This window comes from Pseudorhizobium banfieldiae (assembly GCF_000967425.1).
GTDB lineage: Bacteria > Pseudomonadota > Alphaproteobacteria > Rhizobiales > Rhizobiaceae > Neorhizobium > Neorhizobium banfieldiae.
In genome coordinates, this window is record NZ_FO082820.1 from 455,405 (window position 1) to 472,957 (window position 17,553).

Here is a 17,553-nt window from a genome sequence, read left to right on the forward strand (position 1 = left end):
GAACGGGGCGTAGGTGTCGGACAACTCCGTTCCTGGCCTGAATTGCTCTCCATCCGACCATTTCGGTCAGTCGCGTCACACCAGGAAATCGAGAACTCCGCCCCATGCCGCCTTTGGAAAAGAGCATCCCAAACGAATCGACCGAGAATCAGATCCTGGAGATCAAGGGACTGAAGACGCAGTTCGACGTATTCCGGTTCATGAAGCGGATAACCGAATCCTATGGCGCTCGCGCTTTCATGGTCGTGAACATGCCGGGACCGACCTCCCTCACTCTTTCCGCCCATAGCGTCATCACCAACTGGCCTGCGGAGCTCATTACTCATTTCGACCGCGAAGGACTTCTCTCCTCCAGCCCAATCCTGAAGCGGTTGCGTGAATCATTCATTCCCACCCAGTATGACTTGGAGGAAGTGAACCTTGTGCGCGGCAATACGGTTTCGACCGACCTGTTTGCCCCTTATCGTTTGCTTCGAGGCGCCTATTTCCCGGTGCACGACAGTACTGGGATGCGCGGCGCCGTATCGCTCGCCGGTGATGGTGCTCCCTTCACGCATCAGCAGATGATGGAACTCAGCTATCTGGCCATCCATGTCTATGAGCGGCTAGGGCAGATACGCAGCATGACCACCCGCACCGTCGAAACGCTGACGGAACGCGAGCTGGACTGCATCACTTGGACGGCAGCTGGAAAGACAAGCGCGGAGATTGCGGAGATCCTGGGGCTGTCCGAACATACGGTCAATCACTACCTTAACCGAGCCGCCAAGAAGCTGGACAGCGTCAATCGCACCCAGGCGGTCGCAACCGCGTTCCGCCTAGGGCTGATTTGCTGACGGCACCTGATTCCCGCTGCTCAGAAAGTGGGCACGCCGCCTCCGCGGAACTCTGTTGCATCCGGTCGGGCGGCACCACTGCCGCATCCGCCGCGACGTTCGCCATCTGGCACGGTCCGTGCATTGCACGGGGAGGTCCAGAGGGGGCCGACAGCGTCCGACAGAGACGTGATGAGAAACGATGCTGCCTGGCGGTTCAATGAGCTTGCGCCGGGCAGCATCGCCATTGCGTGTTGCAGCATCGGGCGGCCAACTTCTATAAGGACTCCTGACCAGTCGCCCCGCGACTGTCGAGCGACAGGAGTTTGATCGATGACGGACGTGACCAAGGAACAGGTTCTGGCGGCGCTTTCAAAGGTCCGCGGCCCTGACCTCACCGATGACATCGTGTCGCTGAAGATGGTCTCCGATGTCTTCATTTCCGACAACAAGGTGTACTTCTCGATCACCGTGCCCGCCGACAGGGCCGAGCAGTTGGAACCGCTACGGGCAGCCGCCGAGCGATCGGTCAAGGCCGTTCGAGGCGTCAAAGGTGCCCTGGTAACGCTGACGGCGGATCGAAAGGCTGGTGCCACGCCCTCTGCCCCGCCACGTCGCCCGCAGCCTGCAGCCCCACCGCACGCACATGGGTCTCCGGCGCGCCCGGAAAAGGCGGGCGTACCGGGGGTGGGCGCGATCATAGCGGTTGCGTCCGGGAAGGGGGGAGTGGGGAAGTCCACGACCGCTGTCAATCTTGCCCTCGGCCTGCAGGCCATCGGGATGAAGGTCGGGATACTCGACGCCGATATCTACGGCCCCTCGATTCCGCGGCTCATGAAGATTTCGGGGCGGCCACAGCAGATCGAGAACCGCATCATCCGTCCGATGGAGAACTATGGCCTTAAAGCGATGTCCATGGGTTTCCTTGTCGACGAAGAGACCGCCATGATCTGGCGTGGCCCGATGGTTCAGTCGGCGCTTCTGCAGATGCTGCGGGAGGTGGCCTGGGGCGAGCTCGACGTCCTGGTCGTCGACATGCCTCCCGGCACCGGCGACGTGCAACTCACCATGGCCCAGCAGGTGCCTCTTGCTGGCGCAGTGATCGTCTCTACCCCGCAGGACCTGGCGCTGATCGACGCACGCAAGGCCATCACCATGTTCCGCAAGGTGGAAGTGCCGCTGCTCGGCATCATAGAGAACATGAGCTATTTCGTGGCGCCCGATACCGGTGCGCGATACGACATCTTCGGCCATGGCGGCGCACAGGCAGAAGCCGCTCGGATCGGCGTCCCCTTCCTGGGTGAAGTGCCGCTGACGATCGATATCCGGGAGAAGTCCGATAGTGGGACGCCTGTTGTTGCAGCGGATCCTGAGGGGCTCGCCGGGCAGATCTACCGGGATATCGCGTTACGGGTGCGCGGGGCGTTGGAGGGGCGGGTGGAAAGACCGGCTCCTACGATCGTCTTCGAATAGGCTTCAGAACCCTCGCACATCTATGCCGGTTCGCTAAATTGTCAGCCTGTTCAAGCTTTTCCCGATGAGCCGTTAACGCCCCGTCAAGGTTAATGATCGATCCTTCGCGGGTTGCCGTAGCCCGTGGAGTCCCTCGTTTTGCGTTCGAATGTTCTTTTGAGTCGCAACTGCCGTGCCCGCCTGAATGCCTGGAGCGCTCCTGCGCTATTTGGCCTTGTCGCCTGGCTGGCCTTTCCCTCTACGGCGTCCCATGGGGATCTCTCCGCACTCCTGAATGGGCTCGATGCGGGTCAGAGGTGGCGGGCTGTTCTGACCCATTCTCCGGCCGGATCCATTCACTCTTCCGAGCTCGCCTTCCCCGGCGCGGAGCGCATGCTTCCCTCCGATGCAGGTCTGGCTCTGCCGGATGGCAGCAAGATCGCCTTTGTTGGTGGTGGCAGCAAGGGCGACGCAACGCCGGACGAGGATCGCGTCAACCGGAAGGCGAAGAAGGGGCGTATCGTGGCGGTCGAGCCGATGCAACCTCCCAAGGCCTTCAGTGCCGGTTCGATCCTGCAACGGACCAGTGCGCTGACGCTGCCGCCGCAAGGCAGACAGGAACTGGCCGGGTTCGCCAAGCCCGGTAAGAAGGTCAAGGAGTTCGAACTGGCATCCTTCTACTTCCGCAAGGAGGAGAAGCCGGCTGCCGGTGTGTCGCCGATGATCGCCAGCCTCGTGACCAATGACAAGGCCGATGTCCTGGCAACAGCCTACGCGCCTCCGGAGCCGGATTTCGCCCGGGAGTCGCCCTTCGACGCGATCCTCAAGAAGCCCGAAGCCGGGCGCTTCATCCCGCCGATCGGGCGTGATGATCATGCATGGGCCGCGACGCCGCTTCCGGCGGAAACATTTTCGGCGCGTGAGCAGCAATGCCTCGCGTCCGGCATCTACTTCGAAGCACGTGGCGAATCGGCGCGCGGGCAGGCGGCCGTGGCACAGGTCATCCTCAACCGCGTACGCAATCCTGCCTATCCGGATACGATCTGCGGCGTCGTTTACCAGAACGAGGATTGGCGCAACCGCTGCCAGTTCTCCTTTGCCTGCGACAACATCCGGGACCGCATCCGCTCGCAATATCACTGGAAGATGGCTCGCGAGGTCGCCATGGCGGTCACCGCCGGGAAGATCTGGCTAAACGAGGTTGGCTCATCGACCCACTACCACGCGGTATACGTCCGCCCGAAGTGGGCGCGGTCTATGAAGAAGGTCGGGCGCATCGGCCTGCATATCTTCTATCGCACCTATGGCGGCGGCTGGAGCTGAATGCGGCCTGACGCCGCTGCGTCGTGATTCCGCTCAAGAAGTTTACGCCGATAGTAGTGGTTCGGCCGTAAAAGCTTGAAAAATCAGATCAATTGGCTGGGATTCCATCTCGACTCCATGCCTTGACTATGCAGACGCTCAAAACTATGTTGCGCCCGACTTGAAAACGGGCCGGAAGGCGCGAAATCCCTAGCAGTCAGCATGTTTCGCACACGGATCGGACGGTCTATGCACCGTGGGATGCGGGAAGACGGCAAGGGAGGATGCGAATGACGGACAATCGGGACGAGAGTCTGGAGCAGCGCCGCAGGCGTCTTTCTGCCGCCTTGGCGGAGCGGGACGCCGAAGAAGCGGCTGAAGCGAAGAGGGATGCGCAGAGCGAGGAAAGCCGTCGAGGGATGGCTCTCGGTCTGAAGATCTCTTCGGAATTCATCGCCGCAATCGCGGTGGGCGCCATGCTTGGCTATCTTCTCGACCGTTTTGCCGGTACAGGGCCTTGGGGGATGATCATCCTGCTCCTCCTCGGCTTCTGCGCCGGAATACTGAACGTCCTGCGGGCCGTGGGGATGGTTGCTTTGCCGCCGTCCCTGGCGGGCGGTCGGGATAAGAAGCGAAAGCCTTGACGGGCGCATGAGTGGCGACCGTCGGCGAGGCGAGTGAAGGAAGAAAGAAGGTAGACGGTGGCCAACGATCCGACCCATCAGTTCCAGATCAGCAAGATCGTCCCGATCGAAATCGGCGGCTTGGACTTCTCCTTCACGAATGCATCGCTGTTCATGGTCGCGACGGTCGCCTGCGCCGCCGGCTTCCTCTATTTCGCCACCTCGCAGCGCGGCCTGATTCCCGGCCGGGCGCAGTCGGTCGCCGAAATGTCCTACGAGTTCATTGCCGGCATGCTGCGTGAAGGCGCCGGCAGTTCGGGGATGAAGTTCTTCCCCCTGGTCTTCACGCTGTTCATGTTCGTCCTGACGGCGAACATGCTGGGCATGTTCCCATACTTCTTCACCGTAACCAGCCAGATCATCGTCACCTTCGCTCTTGCGCTGCTGGTGATTGGCACCGTCCTCGTCTACGGCTTCTACAAGCACGGCCTGCACTTCCTGAGCGTGTTCGTGCCGAGCGGCGTTCCCGGGGTGCTTCTGCCGCTCGTCGTCGCGATCGAGATCATCTCCTTCCTGTCCCGTCCGATCTCGCTGTCGGTGCGTCTCTTCGCCAACATGCTGGCAGGGCACATCACGCTGAAGGTCTTCTCGGGCTTCGTAGCCTCGCTTGGCGCTCTTGGCGCGTTGGGCATTGGCGGCGCCATCCTGCCTCTCATCATGACCGTCGCCCTGACGGGTCTCGAATTCCTCGTCGCCTTCCTACAGGCCTATGTCTTCGCGGTACTGACTTGCATGTACCTGAATGACGCGGTCCATCCGGGCGGGCACTAAGGAATAACCACATTGGCGCCCCGCAGGCGCCAGTCATCCGCCGCAACAACCATTTCGAAGGAGTTCATTCATGGAAGCGGAAGCAGCAAAGTTCATCGGCGCAGGTCTCGCTTGCTTTGGTATGGCCGGTACGGCTCTCGGTCTCGGCAACATCTTCGGCAACTACCTGTCGGGCGCCCTGCGCAACCCGTCCGCCGCTGACAGCCAGTTCGGCCGTCTGGTATTCGGCTTCGCCGTTACGGAAGCTCTGGGCATCTTCTCGCTGCTCGTTGCTCTCCTTCTCCTGTTCGCCGTCTAATATCGGCATCGGGGTACAGGATCACGGCCGTCCTGACGAATGGCCGTGATCCTTCGCATTCGAATTCCACCTGGAGGTGATGATGTTCGTGACTTCGGCATTTGCGCAGACCGCGCCGGAAGCCACAGAGACGCAAGAAGCGCCGGGCGCAGCGCCTGCGGGCGAGCTGCACACGGAAACCGGCGTCGTTCACGACGACGCGCATGCCACGGGCGTATTCCCGCCCTTCGATGCTTCGACCTATCCATCGCAGCTTCTCTGGCTCGTCATCACCTTCGGTCTCTTCTACCTTCTGATGAAGAAGGTTATCGTGCCGCGCTTGGGTGGAATTCTCGAGCAGCGCCACGACCGCATCGCCCAGGATCTCGACGAGGCGTCCCGCCTGAAGTCGGAAGCCGATGCGGCTGTCGAAACCTATGAAAGCGAACTCGCCGCGGCGCGCTCCAAGGCGCACACGATCGGCGAGACGGCTCGCGAAGCCGCCAAGACAAAGGCTGCCGCCGACCGCGCCGCCATCGAGGCAGAGCTTGCAGAGAAGCTCTCGGCGGCCGAAGCCCGCATCAGCGACATCAAGGCTCAGGCCTTCGCCCAGGTTGGAGCTATCGCCGAAGAAACGGCATCAGCCATTGTCGATCAGTTGATCGGCGCCAAGGCCAACGCCGATGAAATCAAGTCTGCCGTTGCCGCAGCATCTCCGAAGGGGGCCTGATCCATGGCTTTCGACGCTACTTTCTTCGCCCTTGTCGGCCTTATCCTCTTCTTTGTGCTTCTGGCCTACCTGAAGGTGCCGGGAATGCTCACAAAGTCGCTCGACGAGCGCGCGGAGAACATCCGCAACGAGCTTGCGGAAGCCAAGCGCCTTCGCGAGGAAGCGCAGCAGCTTCTGGCCGAATACCAGCGCAAGCGCAAGGAAGCCGAGGCCGACGCCGCTCAGATCGTCGCTGCGGCTGAACGGGAAGCAGCCATGCTGACCGAAGAGGCCAAGCAGAAGACGGAGGAATTCGTCGCCCGCCGCAATGCCCTGTCGGAGCAGAAGATCAGGCAGGCCGAGGCTGACGCCATTGCTGCAGTTCGCTCCGCTGCCGTCGATCTCGCAATTGCCGCCGCTGAAAAGGTGATTGCGAGCAAGGCCGATGCCGGTACGCAGGACGCGCTGTTCAAAGACTCGCTCGGGAAAGTACAGTCGCGACTGAACTGACTACCAGCGGCGAAAAATAGAAGAGAGGGGCCGTGCATTGCGCGGCCCTTTTTCGTTGCCGTCTGATCGGGTTACTCCGCAGCCTCGTCCTTGCGGAGGGGGCGGAAGCTCATCCGGTGCAGCAGGCAGGGTCCGTGGGCTTCAATCCCCGCGCGATGCTGGGGCGTCGCATAGCCGGCATGGCTGTTGAACCCGTATAGCGGGAATACCTGGTGTGCCCGCGTCATCATGCGGTCTCGCGTGACCTTGGCGATGATCGACGCGGCCGCGATCGATACCGACCGGGCATCCCCCTGGATGACGGCACGTCCGGGGCAGCAGAGGCCCTGCGGTACGTCGCGGCCGTCTGCAAGAACATAGGCTGGTAGGATCGAAAGGCCGGCCACGGCCCGGCGCATGGCATCGAGGCTTGCACGCAGGATGTTTCGCTCGTCGATGTGGCGGGGTCCCGAAGCGGCGATCGAGACATCGGCGGTGGCCATGATCGCTTCGAAGAGCTCCTCCCGCCGTGCAGCGGTCAGCTGCTTGGAATCATTGAGACCGTCGGGGATGTTGTTGGGATCTAGAATCACGGCTGCCGCCACAACAGGTCCGGCCAACGGGCCGCGGCCCGCTTCGTCCGTTCCTGCCACCGGCCAGTGGCCGGCATTGCGTGCGACGAGTTCCAGGCTGAAGTCCGGGACGAGCGGGACTTCTTCGAACAGCATCGGAGAATCGGGGGACGTGCGAGCCAACATGGCGGCAGACTCGCACGCCCACCCGACCTCCTGCAAGCCCCGGCCGGTGTGATGCGGCACACTGTCCCGCCACGGAGAGGCGGGGCCGGGGTGTTTCGGATACGGAGGAGGCGGCATCCGCACCGAAATCTGGAGCAATCAAGGACCTTCGTTCGTCAGAGCAGCGACAGCTGGATCCCACCTCCATCCGGGCGGATAAAGAGATCATCGCGCAGCGGCAGGCCACGATGCCCCATGCCGAGCCGCTTGACGGTTATGTCGAACCGGCGGCCGATCTGCCAGGCGTAGGGGCCGGAGCCTTTCATCCGCTTCCCGAAGTCGGCGTCGTAATCCTTGCCACCGCGCATGGAGCGCACCAGCGACATGACGTGCCGGTAGCGGTCGGGATAGTTGCGAAGCAGCCAGTCGCGAAACAGCGGGCTCACCTCCAGCGGCAGGCGCAGAAGGACGTAGCTCGCTTCCCGGGCACCCGCCGCGTGCCCTGCGTCCAGGATACGCTCGATCTCGTGATCGTTCAGCGCCGGAATGATCGGGGCGACCATGACAGCGGTCGGTACACCGGCATCGTTCAGGGCCTTGATTGCTTCCAGACGCTTCGTGGGGGTGGAGGCGCGTGGCTCCATCGTGCGGGCCAGCTTACGGTCGAGGGTCGTGACGGAAATGCCGACCTTTGCCAATCCCTTCGCGGCCATGTCCGAGAGGATGTCGAGGTCGCGCGTGATCAGCGCCGACTTCGTCACGATCGCAACGGGATGATTGGCCTTGTGAAGGACTTCCAGGATCTGACGCATGATCCGCCATTCTCGCTCGATTGGCTGGTAGGGATCGGTATTCGTGCCGATGGCGATGGCGCGGACCTTGTAGTCCGGGCGGCTGAGCTCGCGCTCCAGCAGCTTCGGCACGTCCGGCTTGGCGAAGAGCTTGGCCTCGAAGTCCAGCCCGGCTGACAATCCCATGAAGCTGTGGGTTGGGCGTGCAAAGCAATAGATGCAGCCGTGCTCGCAACCACGATAGGGATTGATGGAGCGGTCGAAGGAGATATCGGGTGAATCGTTCCGCGTGATTGCCGTGCGGGGCTTCTCCACCTGCACGTCCGTCGTGAACGGTGCCAGTTCCTCAAGCGACTGCCACCCGTCGTCGAACGCCTCGCGCCGTTCCTGCTCGAACCGGCCGCTCGGGTTCAGCCCGGCGCCGCGGCCGCGCCGCCGGTCGATCTCGATGCGAAGGCCTGAGGACTTCACCAGGCAATCGGCAATATCTGCCGTATGGGCAGGTGCGAAGGCATCCTGCCGCAGATGGGTCAGCTCATTCATGTGACGCTCCGAAGGGCCTTTCTGCTTGCCCGCCTGATTAAATTCCTAAGATAGAAATGAGAACAATGCAAGAACAAACTCAAAGGAGCGGATGTGGAAAAGCCGATGATGATACGATAGAAGCAGTTCATGCTGACTGTCTTGATGGAATGCAGTGACCATGAAGCCGAACTCGCCCAGACACTTTCAGGTCTGGTTTCGGGTGCGGTGGAGGGGCTTGTCAGCGATGTAGCAGTCCTCGATCGAGGGTCCTCCGACGGCTCGGCAAGGGTCGCCGATGCGGCGGGGTGCAGGTTCTACCGCGACTGGGTTCTTTCCGATGTCCTGATGGCTGCGCGAGGTGACTGGTTGCTCCTCATCGAGCCGGGTGCGCGCCTGCAAAAGGGTTGGATCGACGAGGTGATGGAATACATCGCTTCGAGCAGCAGGCCGGCCCGCTTCTCCCTTGCCCGCCATTGCCGCCGCCCGTTCCTGAAGCGAATCGTCGGGAGGGTTCAGCCGCTCGAGCACGGCCTCCTGCTGACGAAGCGGCAGGCATTGGACGCCGTGGCGCCAGGGATGGGCCTCGCTGCCCTAGTGACCGGACTCAAGGCGGTCAGGCTGTCCAGCGAGGTCGTTCCCGCCCGCTCGCTGCGTGCGGCGGGTTGAGCCTCAGCCGGCCCCTCGCTTCAGGTGCTCGTCGAGGCGCGGCATGATCTCTATGAAGTTGCAGGGCATGTGCCTGTAGTCGAGCTGGGCCTCCAGGATGCCGTCCCAGGCGTCCTTGCAAGCACCGGGCGACCCCGGCAGGACGAAGATGAAGGTGGCGTTCGCCACGCCGCCGGTGGCCCTGGACTGGATGGTCGAGGTCCCGATCTTGTCATAGGAGATCCGGTGAAACACTTCTGAGAAGCCATCCATCCGCTTCTCGAACAGCGGCTCCAGCGCCTCCGGCGTCACGTCCCGCCCCGTAAATCCGGTTCCGCCGGTGGTGATGATGACATCGATCTGCGGGTCGAGCGTCCATCTGCGCACCTGGGCGGCGATCTTCTCCTCGTCGTCGGTGACGATGGCGCGGGCCTTCAACACGTGCCCAGCCTTCTCGATCCGAGCGACGAGTGTGTCCCCGGAGCGGTCGTCATCGGGCGTCCGGGTATCGGAGACTGTCAGTACGGCAATGCCGACGGGGATAAAGGGACGGCTCTCGTCGATGCGGTTCATGTCATGACCCGGCAATGGTTTCTGTCGAGGCAAAGTACCACTCGGGCCTTTCGGCCTGCAACATACTTGCGGCGTGATCGGCACTTCGCCTGGAATCGAATACGCCGAAGCACGTGGCGCCGGATCCCGACATGCGCGTCAGCACCGCACCTTGGCTTTGCAGGAGATTGCATAGTGCCCCTATCTCCGGCACCAGTTCGCCGGCAGGACCCTGCAGGTCGTTCCTTGCGGCCGCGAGGTTCAACATCCAGTCGCATGGGTCGTTCAAGACCAGCCCGGGGTTTTGCCTGGACGCGAGGCGAGAGAACACCTCCGGCGTAGAGATGCCTCGCAGAGGATTGGCGAGCACCATGGCAAAGCGCGGCATGCCCGTCAAAGGCGACAGCTTCTCGCCTATCCCGCTTGCGATCAAAGGTCTGCCTGCCATGCACATGGGGACGTCCGCGCCGATCGACAGCGCCAGAGCCTCGATCTCGTCAGTGCCGACGCCGCCTGCGCTCCAGAGCCGCAAGAGCCCTCTTAGTGTCGCTGCCGCGTCGGCGGAACCGCCACCGATCCCGGATGCGACCGGCAGGTTCTTTTGGAGATGGATGGCGACGGCCGGGGCCTCCACGCCTCTGGCTTGCAGCAGACGACGCAGTCCATCGCGCGCGCGGGCCACCAGATTGTCGGAGCCACCGGTGATGGCAGGGGCGAAGGGCCCCGACAGGCTCAGGCGATCCTCGTCAGCGGGCGAGAAGGTCAGATGGTCGCCGATATCGGCAAAGGTAACGATGCTCTCTATCAGGTGATAGCCGTCCGGCCGCTGCCCGGTCACGTGAAGCGCCAGGTTGATCTTAGCCGGGGCAAGTTCGGTGACCGGGAGACTTACCAGCTCCGCACCAGAACCATGCAAGGAGGGCCGCATGGCTGTCAGGATTTGTTGCCTGCCGGCGCGGGCGCAGGGGTCGCAGGCTCCTCCGGACGCTTGTCGGCGGTTGTCGCGGTCGGATCGAGCGGCGGCAGGCCCTTGTCGATCTTCTCCTTGATCTGGTCGCGGTTGACGTCGTCGCCCTCGGAGATCAGTGCCCGGTTCCACTGGTAGACAGCTTCCAGCTTCCGGCCGACCCGCCAGTAGGCATCGCCCAGGTGGTCGTTGATCGTGGCGTCGCCGGCCCGCAACTGTACGGCCCGTTCCAGTTCCGCCACCGCATCCTCGAAGCGACCCATGCGATAATAGGCCCAACCGAGCGAATCGACGATATAGCCGTCGTCCGGACGAAGCTCGACCGCGCGGCGGATCATGTCGAGGCCTTCCTCGAGATTGCGGTTCATGTCTACCCAGGAGTAGCCGAGATAGTTGAGGACCTGCGGCTGTTCCGGGTTCAGCTCCAGCGCCTTCTTGAAGTTCGGCTCCGCCTGATCCCATTTCTTCAGGCGTTCATAGGCAATGCCGCGCTGGAAGAAGATGGTCCAGTCGCCCTGCTTGGGAACGGGTCCAATGACCTCCACAGCCTTGTCGTAGTTCGCCGCCATCTCCTTGTAGTCCTTGGCGTCGGACAGCACGCTGCCATAGGCTAGGTAGCTGCGGAGGTCGGTGGGGTCGGCGGTGATCAGCGCCTTGAGGTGCTGACGCGCCTCCTCGACCTTCTCGGAGCCGGCAAGGGCGAGCCCAAGCTGGAGTTCGGAGATCCGCCGCATGGGAGAATCGGCTGGCACCTTCTCGTAATAGCTGATTGCCTGCTCCGGCTTCTCAAGCTTCTCGGCGATCCCGCCGAGGAGGATCAGTGTGTCGGCGCTTTCCGGATCAAGCGCGTGCGAAACCTGCAGGTAGAGCGACACCATGTCCTCGGCGCCTTGGCGATTGAGCGCAGCCCCGATGGAAAACAGCACGGAGGCAGCGCCCTGGGAGGCGTCCGTTATCTGCTGGGCGGGCTTCTCGCCACTCTCGATGCTTTCGCGCAGGGCCTTGAGCGGCGCATAGTTGCTGATCATCCCGTCACCGACGGAGATCGCATCGAGCGCCTTCTGCGTCTTGCCGGCGGCAGCCTCCAGCCGCGCAAGCGCCATGACGGCGCGCATGAAGGTATCCGGCGCTGTTGCAACCGCTTCTTCATTGGTGATGGCGGCCGTCAGGTGCGTCCTCGCGGCGTTCGTGTCGCCCGAGACGAGCGCCATCGTCCCCAGCTGGTAGTCGGTGAATACCTTGAACCAGTCCGGCCCCGTCAGGTCACGAACGGTCTTGAGCGCCTTGCCTTCTTCCCCGGCGCCGACGTCAGCCCACGCACTGATCAGGGTATGTGTCAGCTTGTCGAGGTCGTTCGGCCCACTGTAGGCTAGCATCTCCTTCGCTTCGCCGAAACGGCCGTCGCGGATTGCGTCGAGGCCGCGCACGATCGTCGTGATCCGCTCGACAGCCTCGTCGTCCTTCAGGGCCTCGGCCTCGGCGAGCCCTTCCTCGAACTGCCCGTCCAGGAAGAGGGCGATCATCAGTCGCTCGCGGATTTCCAGGTTGGCCGGGTCGAACTCAAGCGCCTTGCGGTAGAGGGTGATGGCGGTCGGGTAGTCATGATCGACGTCGGCCGTGCGCGCGGCGAGGAACGCGCCGGCGAACGACTGCACCTTGGCAGGCTCGAAACTGGCCGCCTCTTCGGCGGGCTTCTCTTCGGGCGTCGCCGCGTTCGGCGCGGCCGCAAGGAACAGGGCTGTCACCAGCGCTGTACCGCAAAGCAGGGAAAGCTTGGAAATCTGCCGCATCGAGGTGCCTTTCATCAGTATCCTGCACCGAGTGATTCACCGACAGCATGGCTTTTTTGGTACAGGACCGCAAGAAAGCCTCTTTTGTGCTTGCGGTTCAGTTTACGCGCTGGATGGAGAAATCGATCACTTCCAGAAGCGCCGCCTTGTAGGGCGAGGCGGGCAGGGGAGCGAGTGCATCGCGGGCGATCGTGCCATAGTGGATGGCGCGCCCGATCGTATCGTTCAGCGCATCGTATTTCCGGATGAGGTCCAGCGCGTGCTGGAGGTTTTCCTCCGAACTCTCGCCCGCCTCGATCGCACTGCGCCAGAAAAGCCGTTCCTCTGCCGTTCCGCGGCGATAGGAAAGAATGACCGGCAGCGTGATCTTGCCCTCGCGGAAGTCGTCGCCGACATTCTTGCCGAGATCGGCGGCAGTTCCGCCATAATCCAGCGCGTCGTCGACCAGCTGGAAGGCGAGGCCAAGGTTCATCCCGTAGGACTTCAGTGCATTGCGGCCAGCCTTGTCGGCCTGCGCGATGATGGGGCCGACTTCGGCTGCGGCCGCGAACAGGGCTGCGGTCTTGGCCCGGATGACGGAGAGATAGTCATCCTCCGTCGTTTCCATGTTCTTGGCGACCGAAAGCTGCAAGACCTCGCCTTCCGCTATCACGGAGGCGGCCGTAGACAAGACGTCGAGCGCATCGAGCGAGCCGACATCGACCATCATCCGGAAGGCCTGTCCGAGGAGAAAATCGCCCACAAGGACGCTTGCCTGGTTGCCCCAGATCGTCCGCGCCGTAGACTTTCCGCGGCGGAGATCGCTTTCGTCCACCACGTCGTCATGCAGCAGCGTCGCGGTGTGCATGAACTCGACGCTGGTTGCGAGCTTGACATGGCTGTCGCCCTTGTAGCCAAACATGGATGCCGCGGCGAGTGTAAGCATCGGCCGCAGGCGCTTGCCACCGGAGGAGATCAGGTGGTTGGCCACTTCGGGGATCATCTGTACATCGGAACCGGCCTTGGACAGGATCAACTGGTTGACCCGCTCCATGTCGGCTTTCGTCAGGTCGACGAGGGGTTTGACGGAAGCCGGCTTCTTTTTTCCTTCTTCAAGCGGTACGACGACGCCCAAGGTTCCGGTCTCCTGTTCAAATTCACCCACGATCTGTAGAAGTGGCCTATACCGTCCCCGGCACGAATTGCCAAACATTGAAATGTGAACAGGGATCCATGCAGGAACTCATACGCACCAACGATGCCGTGCTTCTCTCCTACGCCGAAAGCCTGATCCGCGACGCAGGTATCCACTGCATGATCGCGGATCAGACTATGAGCATCCTTGAAGGCTCGCTCGGTCTTCTGCCGCGCCGCTTTCTCGTGGAGGATGACCGGGCGGACGAGGCGCGGCAGATTCTCAACGATGCGGGCCTCGGCGGGGAGCTGCGGGAGGCGCAGGCATGATCGAAACGGTCGATGCGTTTCATCGCGGCCGTTTCCATGTGGTGCAGCCCAAGGGCGTGGGACACCGGTCGGGGGTCGATGCCATGCTGCTGGCCTCGCTGGTCAATGCGAACGGCCCGGTCAGCGTGGCGGATTTCGGCGCCGGTGCGGGTGCGGCGGGTCTGGCCGTGGCATCGAGGCTTTTTCAAGCGAGCGTGCTGCTGGTCGAGCGTTCGTCGGTGATGGCGGACTGTGCAAGGAAGACACTGTCGTTGCCGGAGAATGTCGCACTCGCCCCACGGGTGACCGTGCTGGAGGCGGACGTGACGAGCCGGGGGAAGGCCAGACTTGCCGCCGGGCTTGCGGACGATGTTCACGATCATGTCATCATGAACCCGCCGTTCAACGACCCTGCGGACCGCACCACCCCCGACGTCCTGAAGGCCGAGGCGCATGCAATGGCTGATGGTCTGTTCGAAGGATGGATCAGAACGGCCGGCGCCGTTCTGAAGCCGGGCGGCCAACTGTCTCTCATCGCGCGGCCGCAATCCATCGCAGAAATCATCGCTGCCTGCGGCCGGCGCTTTGGTGGACTGGAGATCACCGTCGTGCATCCGCGGCCGGCGGCGGATGCGACGAGGCTTCTTGTGACGGCGGTGAAGGGTTCTCGTGCCCGCCTGCTCTTCCGTCCTCCGCTTTTCCTCCACGGAGGAGACGGCCACGCCTTCACGCCCGAAGCAGACGCCCTGAACAACGGCCGCAGTGCAATCATCCGCCGAGGCTCGCCGAGACGCTGAAATGGCGGCGCTGCCATTGTGTTTCGCCCAACCGGTCATACATCTGCGGCAGTATTGTCGTGAACGAAGGGTTTGAGATGGCTGGTCTGTTGTCGCGTATGTTGCCGAAGCGATTCCGCAAGGAGGGGACGGCGATCCCCGTGGTCCGGCTGCATGGTGTCATCATGACAGGCGGCAGTCAGTTCCGCCCGACCCTGAACATTGCGACCGTCGCTCCAGCGCTCGAGAAGGCTTTCTCGAAGAAGGATGCGCCAGCCGTGGCGATATCGATTAACTCGCCGGGCGGCTCGCCTGTCCAGTCACGGCTGATCTACCAGCGCATCCGGGCGCTCGCCGAAGAGAAGAACAAGAAGGTCCTGATGTTCGTCGAGGACGTCGCGGCGTCGGGCGGTTACATGATCGCGCTCGCGGGCGACGAGATCTTCGTCGATCCGACCTCCATTGTCGGCTCGATCGGCGTCGTGTCCGGCGGCTTCGGCTTTCCCGAACTCCTGCGCAAGATCGGCGTGGAGCGACGCGTTTACACGGCGGGCGAGAACAAGGTGATCCTCGATCCCTTCCAGCCCGAGAAGGAAGGCGACGTCGAATACCTGAAGACGCTGCAGCTGGAGATCCACAAGGTCTTCATCGACATGGTAAAGGCGCGCCGCGGCAGCCGCCTGGCGGATGACGAGACGATCTTCTCCGGCCTGTTCTGGACCGGAGTCCGGGGCCTGGAACTGGGGCTTGTCGATGGCACGGGTGAAATGCGCGAGACGCTCAAGCGCCGCTACGGCCCCAAGACGCGGCTGGAGCTGGTCGGCGGTGCCCGCAACATCTTCGGCCGGCGTCTGCCTGGTGTGGTGCGCGGCAGTGCCGCAGGAGATATCGGTGCCGGCGCCGTAGCGGGCCTTGCCGAGACGCTGGAGGAGAAGGCATTGTGGGGTCGCTACGGAATGTAGGGTAAGGGGCGAGGCGGACCCATGGTACAACTGATCTTCTTCATACTGATCGTCGGCGGAGGTTGGCTGCTTTACAAGCGGTTCGTCGCCGATGCGGAGAAGCTCACATCGCGTTCCCGGGAACGTCGAAAGGAACAGGAGACGGGCGCGTTGGGTACGCTCGTGAAAGATCCTGAGACCGGCGAGTATCGGGTCAAGCGCGACGACGAGTGATGCCGGCTGCCTGCGCGGCATAAATCCTTGACCCTTGCGGCTCTGCGTGGCACTCGTCCGCATCATTTGTAGAGATGCCGGCTGTATTCATGACCGATCTTCCCGACCACATGTCCCCGACCTGCTCCTTCCAGGGGCTGATCCTCGCGCTGCACAACTACTGGGCCGACAAGGGCTGCGCCGTGCTGCAGCCCTACGACATGGAGGTTGGTGCCGGCACCTTCCATCCCGCGACCACACTTAGAGCACTTGGGCCGAGACCATGGAAGGCGGCCTACGTCCAGCCATCGCGGCGTCCCTCGGATGGCCGCTACGGTGAGAACCCTAACCGGCTGCAGCACTATTACCAGTACCAGGTCATCCTGAAGCCAAACCCGTCCAACCTGCAGGAGCTCTATCTGGGCTCGCTGAAGGCGATCGGTCTCGACCCACTGCTGCACGACGTGCGCTTCGTCGAGGACGACTGGGAAAGCCCAACGCTCGGAGCCTGGGGCCTCGGCTGGGAATGCTGGTGCGATGGCATGGAGGTGTCGCAGTTCACCTATTTCCAGCAGGTCTGCGGGATCGAGTGCTCGCCGGTTGCGGGAGAACTGACCTACGGTCTCGAACGCCTCGCCATGTACGTCCAGGGCGTCGACAATGTCTACGACCTGAACTTCAACGGCCGCGAGGGCGAGGAGAAGATCTCCTACGGCGACGTTTTCCTCCAGGCGGAGCAGGAGTACTCCCGGCACAATTTCGAATATGCCGATACGGCCATGCTGCACCGTCACTTCATCGACGCCGAGAAGGAATGCCAGGCGCTGCTCGCTGCCGGAGCTCCCGGTGCGAATACCAACCAGATGCTGCACAAGTGCGTCTTCCCCGCCTATGACCAGTGCATCAAGGCAAGCCACGTCTTCAACCTGCTGGATGCCCGCGGCGTGATCTCCGTTACCGAACGCCAGAGCTATATCCTGCGCGTCCGCACCCTCGCCAAGGCCTGCGGCGAAGCCTTCCTACTGACCGAAGCGGGCGGCGCACAAGCGGGTCGAGAGGCAGCCTGACGCCAGCGTTTGACGCTGTTGGAAAAGCTTTCTAGTGTCCGCCCGAGCTTACTGTCTTGGGGGACACTCGGATGTATATCCTGCTTGCCATCGTCGTACTCGTCGTTCTGTACGGCATTTTTCTCTACAACAGCCTCGTGAAGTCGCGGCAGATGGCGGAGGAAGCCTGGTCGGGCATCGACGTCCAGCTCAAGCGTCGCGCCGACCTGATACCCAACCTCATCGAGACGGTGAAGGGCTATGCGGCCCATGAGAAATCCACCTTCGAGGAGGTCGTGGAGCTTCGCAACCGCGCCCAGGCGGTTCCTGCGGGTGATGTAGCGGCGCGCGCCCAGGCGGAAGGACTGCTGTCGCAGGCGCTCGGCAAGCTCTTCGCACTCGCCGAAGCCTATCCGGACCTCAAGGCGAACCAGAACTTCCTGGAATTGCAGAACTCGCTGGAAACGATCGAGCACGAGATCCAGATGTCGCGCCGCTACTACAATGGCGCCGCGCGTGACCTGAACGTGAAGGTCGAGAGCGTCCCCTCCAACATCGTTGCGAACCAGTTCGGCTTCTCCAAGCGGGACTATTTCGAGATAGAAGACCCCGCCAATCGTGCCGTGCCCGCCGTCAAGTTCTGAGGCTTG

At 62.6% G+C, this 17,553-nt stretch carries 21 protein-coding genes; 15 read left to right on the plus strand and 6 right to left on the minus strand.

Annotation, left to right across the window (positions count from 1 at the left end):
* Positions 1–104: 104 nt before the first annotated feature.
* The 8 genes from NT26_RS02120 (at position 105) to NT26_RS02155 (ending at position 6,519) form a co-directional block, all read left to right on the plus strand.
* A complete protein-coding gene (locus tag NT26_RS02120) occupies positions 105–836 on the plus strand; it encodes a helix-turn-helix transcriptional regulator (RefSeq protein WP_052637143.1) in 732 nt (243 codons plus the stop codon).
* A gap of 312 nt (positions 837–1,148) precedes the next feature.
* Positions 1,149–2,288, plus strand: a complete 1,140-nt coding sequence (locus NT26_RS02125; protein ID WP_052637144.1) for an Mrp/NBP35 family ATP-binding protein — start codon at positions 1,149–1,151, stop codon at positions 2,286–2,288.
* A 156-nt stretch (positions 2,289–2,444) separates the two neighbouring features.
* The gene (locus NT26_RS02130; RefSeq protein ID WP_052641731.1) at positions 2,445–3,590 is read left to right on the plus strand and encodes a cell wall hydrolase; all 1,146 of its coding nucleotides are present in this window, start codon (positions 2,445–2,447) and stop codon (positions 3,588–3,590) included.
* A gap of 269 nt (positions 3,591–3,859) precedes the next feature.
* Positions 3,860–4,213 carry an AtpZ/AtpI family protein gene (locus NT26_RS02135; protein ID WP_052637145.1) on the plus strand — a complete coding sequence of 118 codons (354 nt, stop codon included), beginning with the start codon at positions 3,860–3,862 and terminating at the stop codon, positions 4,211–4,213.
* A 57-nt stretch (positions 4,214–4,270) separates the two neighbouring features.
* Complete coding sequence (locus tag NT26_RS02140; RefSeq protein WP_052637146.1) at positions 4,271–5,023, plus strand: F0F1 ATP synthase subunit A; 753 nt, start codon at positions 4,271–4,273, stop codon at positions 5,021–5,023.
* A gap of 70 nt (positions 5,024–5,093) precedes the next feature.
* A complete protein-coding gene (locus tag NT26_RS02145; protein WP_010026583.1) occupies positions 5,094–5,321 on the plus strand; it encodes a F0F1 ATP synthase subunit C in 228 nt (75 codons plus the stop codon).
* Positions 5,322–5,403: 82 nt separating this feature from the next.
* Positions 5,404–6,030 carry a F0F1 ATP synthase subunit B gene (locus NT26_RS02150; protein ID WP_052637147.1) on the plus strand — a complete coding sequence of 209 codons (627 nt, stop codon included), beginning with the start codon at positions 5,404–5,406 and terminating at the stop codon, positions 6,028–6,030.
* A 3-nt stretch (positions 6,031–6,033) separates the two neighbouring features.
* Positions 6,034–6,519 (plus strand): F0F1 ATP synthase subunit B, encoded by a 486-nt coding sequence (locus NT26_RS02155; RefSeq protein ID WP_052637148.1) that lies wholly within the window; start codon positions 6,034–6,036, stop codon positions 6,517–6,519.
* A gap of 71 nt (positions 6,520–6,590) precedes the next feature.
* On the opposite strand, the gene NT26_RS02160 is transcribed toward NT26_RS02155, so the two are convergent.
* Positions 6,591–7,256 carry a ribonuclease HII gene (locus NT26_RS02160; protein WP_052637149.1) on the minus strand — a complete coding sequence of 222 codons (666 nt, stop codon included), beginning with the start codon at positions 7,254–7,256 and terminating at the stop codon, positions 6,591–6,593.
* 155 nt (positions 7,257–7,411) lie between these two features.
* Entirely contained in the window at positions 7,412–8,569 is a 1,158-nt protein-coding gene (locus NT26_RS02165) for a PA0069 family radical SAM protein (RefSeq protein ID WP_052637150.1), read from the minus strand.
* A gap of 129 nt (positions 8,570–8,698) precedes the next feature.
* Here NT26_RS02165 and NT26_RS02170 point away from each other — a divergent pair, with 129 nt between their 5' ends.
* On the plus strand, positions 8,699–9,217 hold the full coding sequence (locus tag NT26_RS02170) for a glycosyl transferase (RefSeq protein WP_052637151.1): 519 nt from the start codon (positions 8,699–8,701) through the stop codon (positions 9,215–9,217).
* A 3-nt stretch (positions 9,218–9,220) separates the two neighbouring features.
* Here NT26_RS02170 and moaB read toward each other — a convergent pair whose 3' ends face one another.
* From moaB to NT26_RS02190, 4 genes are all read right to left on the minus strand, one after another.
* The gene (moaB, locus tag NT26_RS02175) at positions 9,221–9,769 is read right to left on the minus strand and encodes a molybdenum cofactor biosynthesis protein B (RefSeq protein ID WP_052637152.1); all 549 of its coding nucleotides are present in this window, start codon (positions 9,767–9,769) and stop codon (positions 9,221–9,223) included.
* A gap of 1 nt (position 9,770) precedes the next feature.
* Complete coding sequence (locus NT26_RS02180; RefSeq protein WP_052637153.1) at positions 9,771–10,676, minus strand: 4-(cytidine 5'-diphospho)-2-C-methyl-D-erythritol kinase; 906 nt, start codon at positions 10,674–10,676, stop codon at positions 9,771–9,773.
* Positions 10,677–10,681: 5 nt separating this feature from the next.
* Positions 10,682–12,505: a tetratricopeptide repeat protein gene (locus tag NT26_RS02185; RefSeq protein ID WP_052641734.1), complete on the minus strand. Its 1,824-nt coding sequence runs from the start codon at positions 12,503–12,505 to the stop codon at positions 10,682–10,684.
* Positions 12,506–12,602: 97 nt separating this feature from the next.
* The gene (locus NT26_RS02190; protein ID WP_052637154.1) at positions 12,603–13,619 is read right to left on the minus strand and encodes a polyprenyl synthetase family protein; all 1,017 of its coding nucleotides are present in this window, start codon (positions 13,617–13,619) and stop codon (positions 12,603–12,605) included.
* Between the two features lie 98 nt (positions 13,620–13,717).
* Here NT26_RS02190 and NT26_RS02195 point away from each other — a divergent pair, with 98 nt between their 5' ends.
* The 6 genes from NT26_RS02195 (at position 13,718) to NT26_RS02220 (ending at position 17,547) form a co-directional block, all read left to right on the plus strand.
* A complete protein-coding gene (locus tag NT26_RS02195) occupies positions 13,718–13,948 on the plus strand; it encodes a putative signal transducing protein (RefSeq protein WP_052637155.1) in 231 nt (76 codons plus the stop codon).
* The gene (locus tag NT26_RS02200; protein WP_052637156.1) at positions 13,945–14,724 is read left to right on the plus strand and encodes a tRNA1(Val) (adenine(37)-N6)-methyltransferase; all 780 of its coding nucleotides are present in this window, start codon (positions 13,945–13,947) and stop codon (positions 14,722–14,724) included. Before NT26_RS02195 ends, NT26_RS02200 begins: the two co-directional genes overlap by 4 nt.
* A 77-nt stretch (positions 14,725–14,801) precedes the next feature.
* Positions 14,802–15,665 (plus strand): S49 family peptidase, encoded by an 864-nt coding sequence (locus tag NT26_RS02205; protein WP_052637157.1) that lies wholly within the window; start codon positions 14,802–14,804, stop codon positions 15,663–15,665.
* Between the two features lie 21 nt (positions 15,666–15,686).
* Positions 15,687–15,878, plus strand: coding sequence for a hypothetical protein (locus NT26_RS02210; RefSeq protein ID WP_052637158.1), 192 nt, complete (start codon positions 15,687–15,689; stop codon positions 15,876–15,878).
* 110 nt (positions 15,879–15,988) lie between these two features.
* Positions 15,989–16,924 (plus strand): glycine--tRNA ligase subunit alpha, encoded by a 936-nt coding sequence (locus NT26_RS02215; RefSeq protein WP_052641737.1) that lies wholly within the window; start codon positions 15,989–15,991, stop codon positions 16,922–16,924.
* A gap of 71 nt (positions 16,925–16,995) precedes the next feature.
* Positions 16,996–17,547, plus strand: a complete 552-nt coding sequence (locus tag NT26_RS02220) for a LemA family protein (protein ID WP_052637159.1) — start codon at positions 16,996–16,998, stop codon at positions 17,545–17,547.
* Positions 17,548–17,553 lie beyond the last annotated feature (6 nt).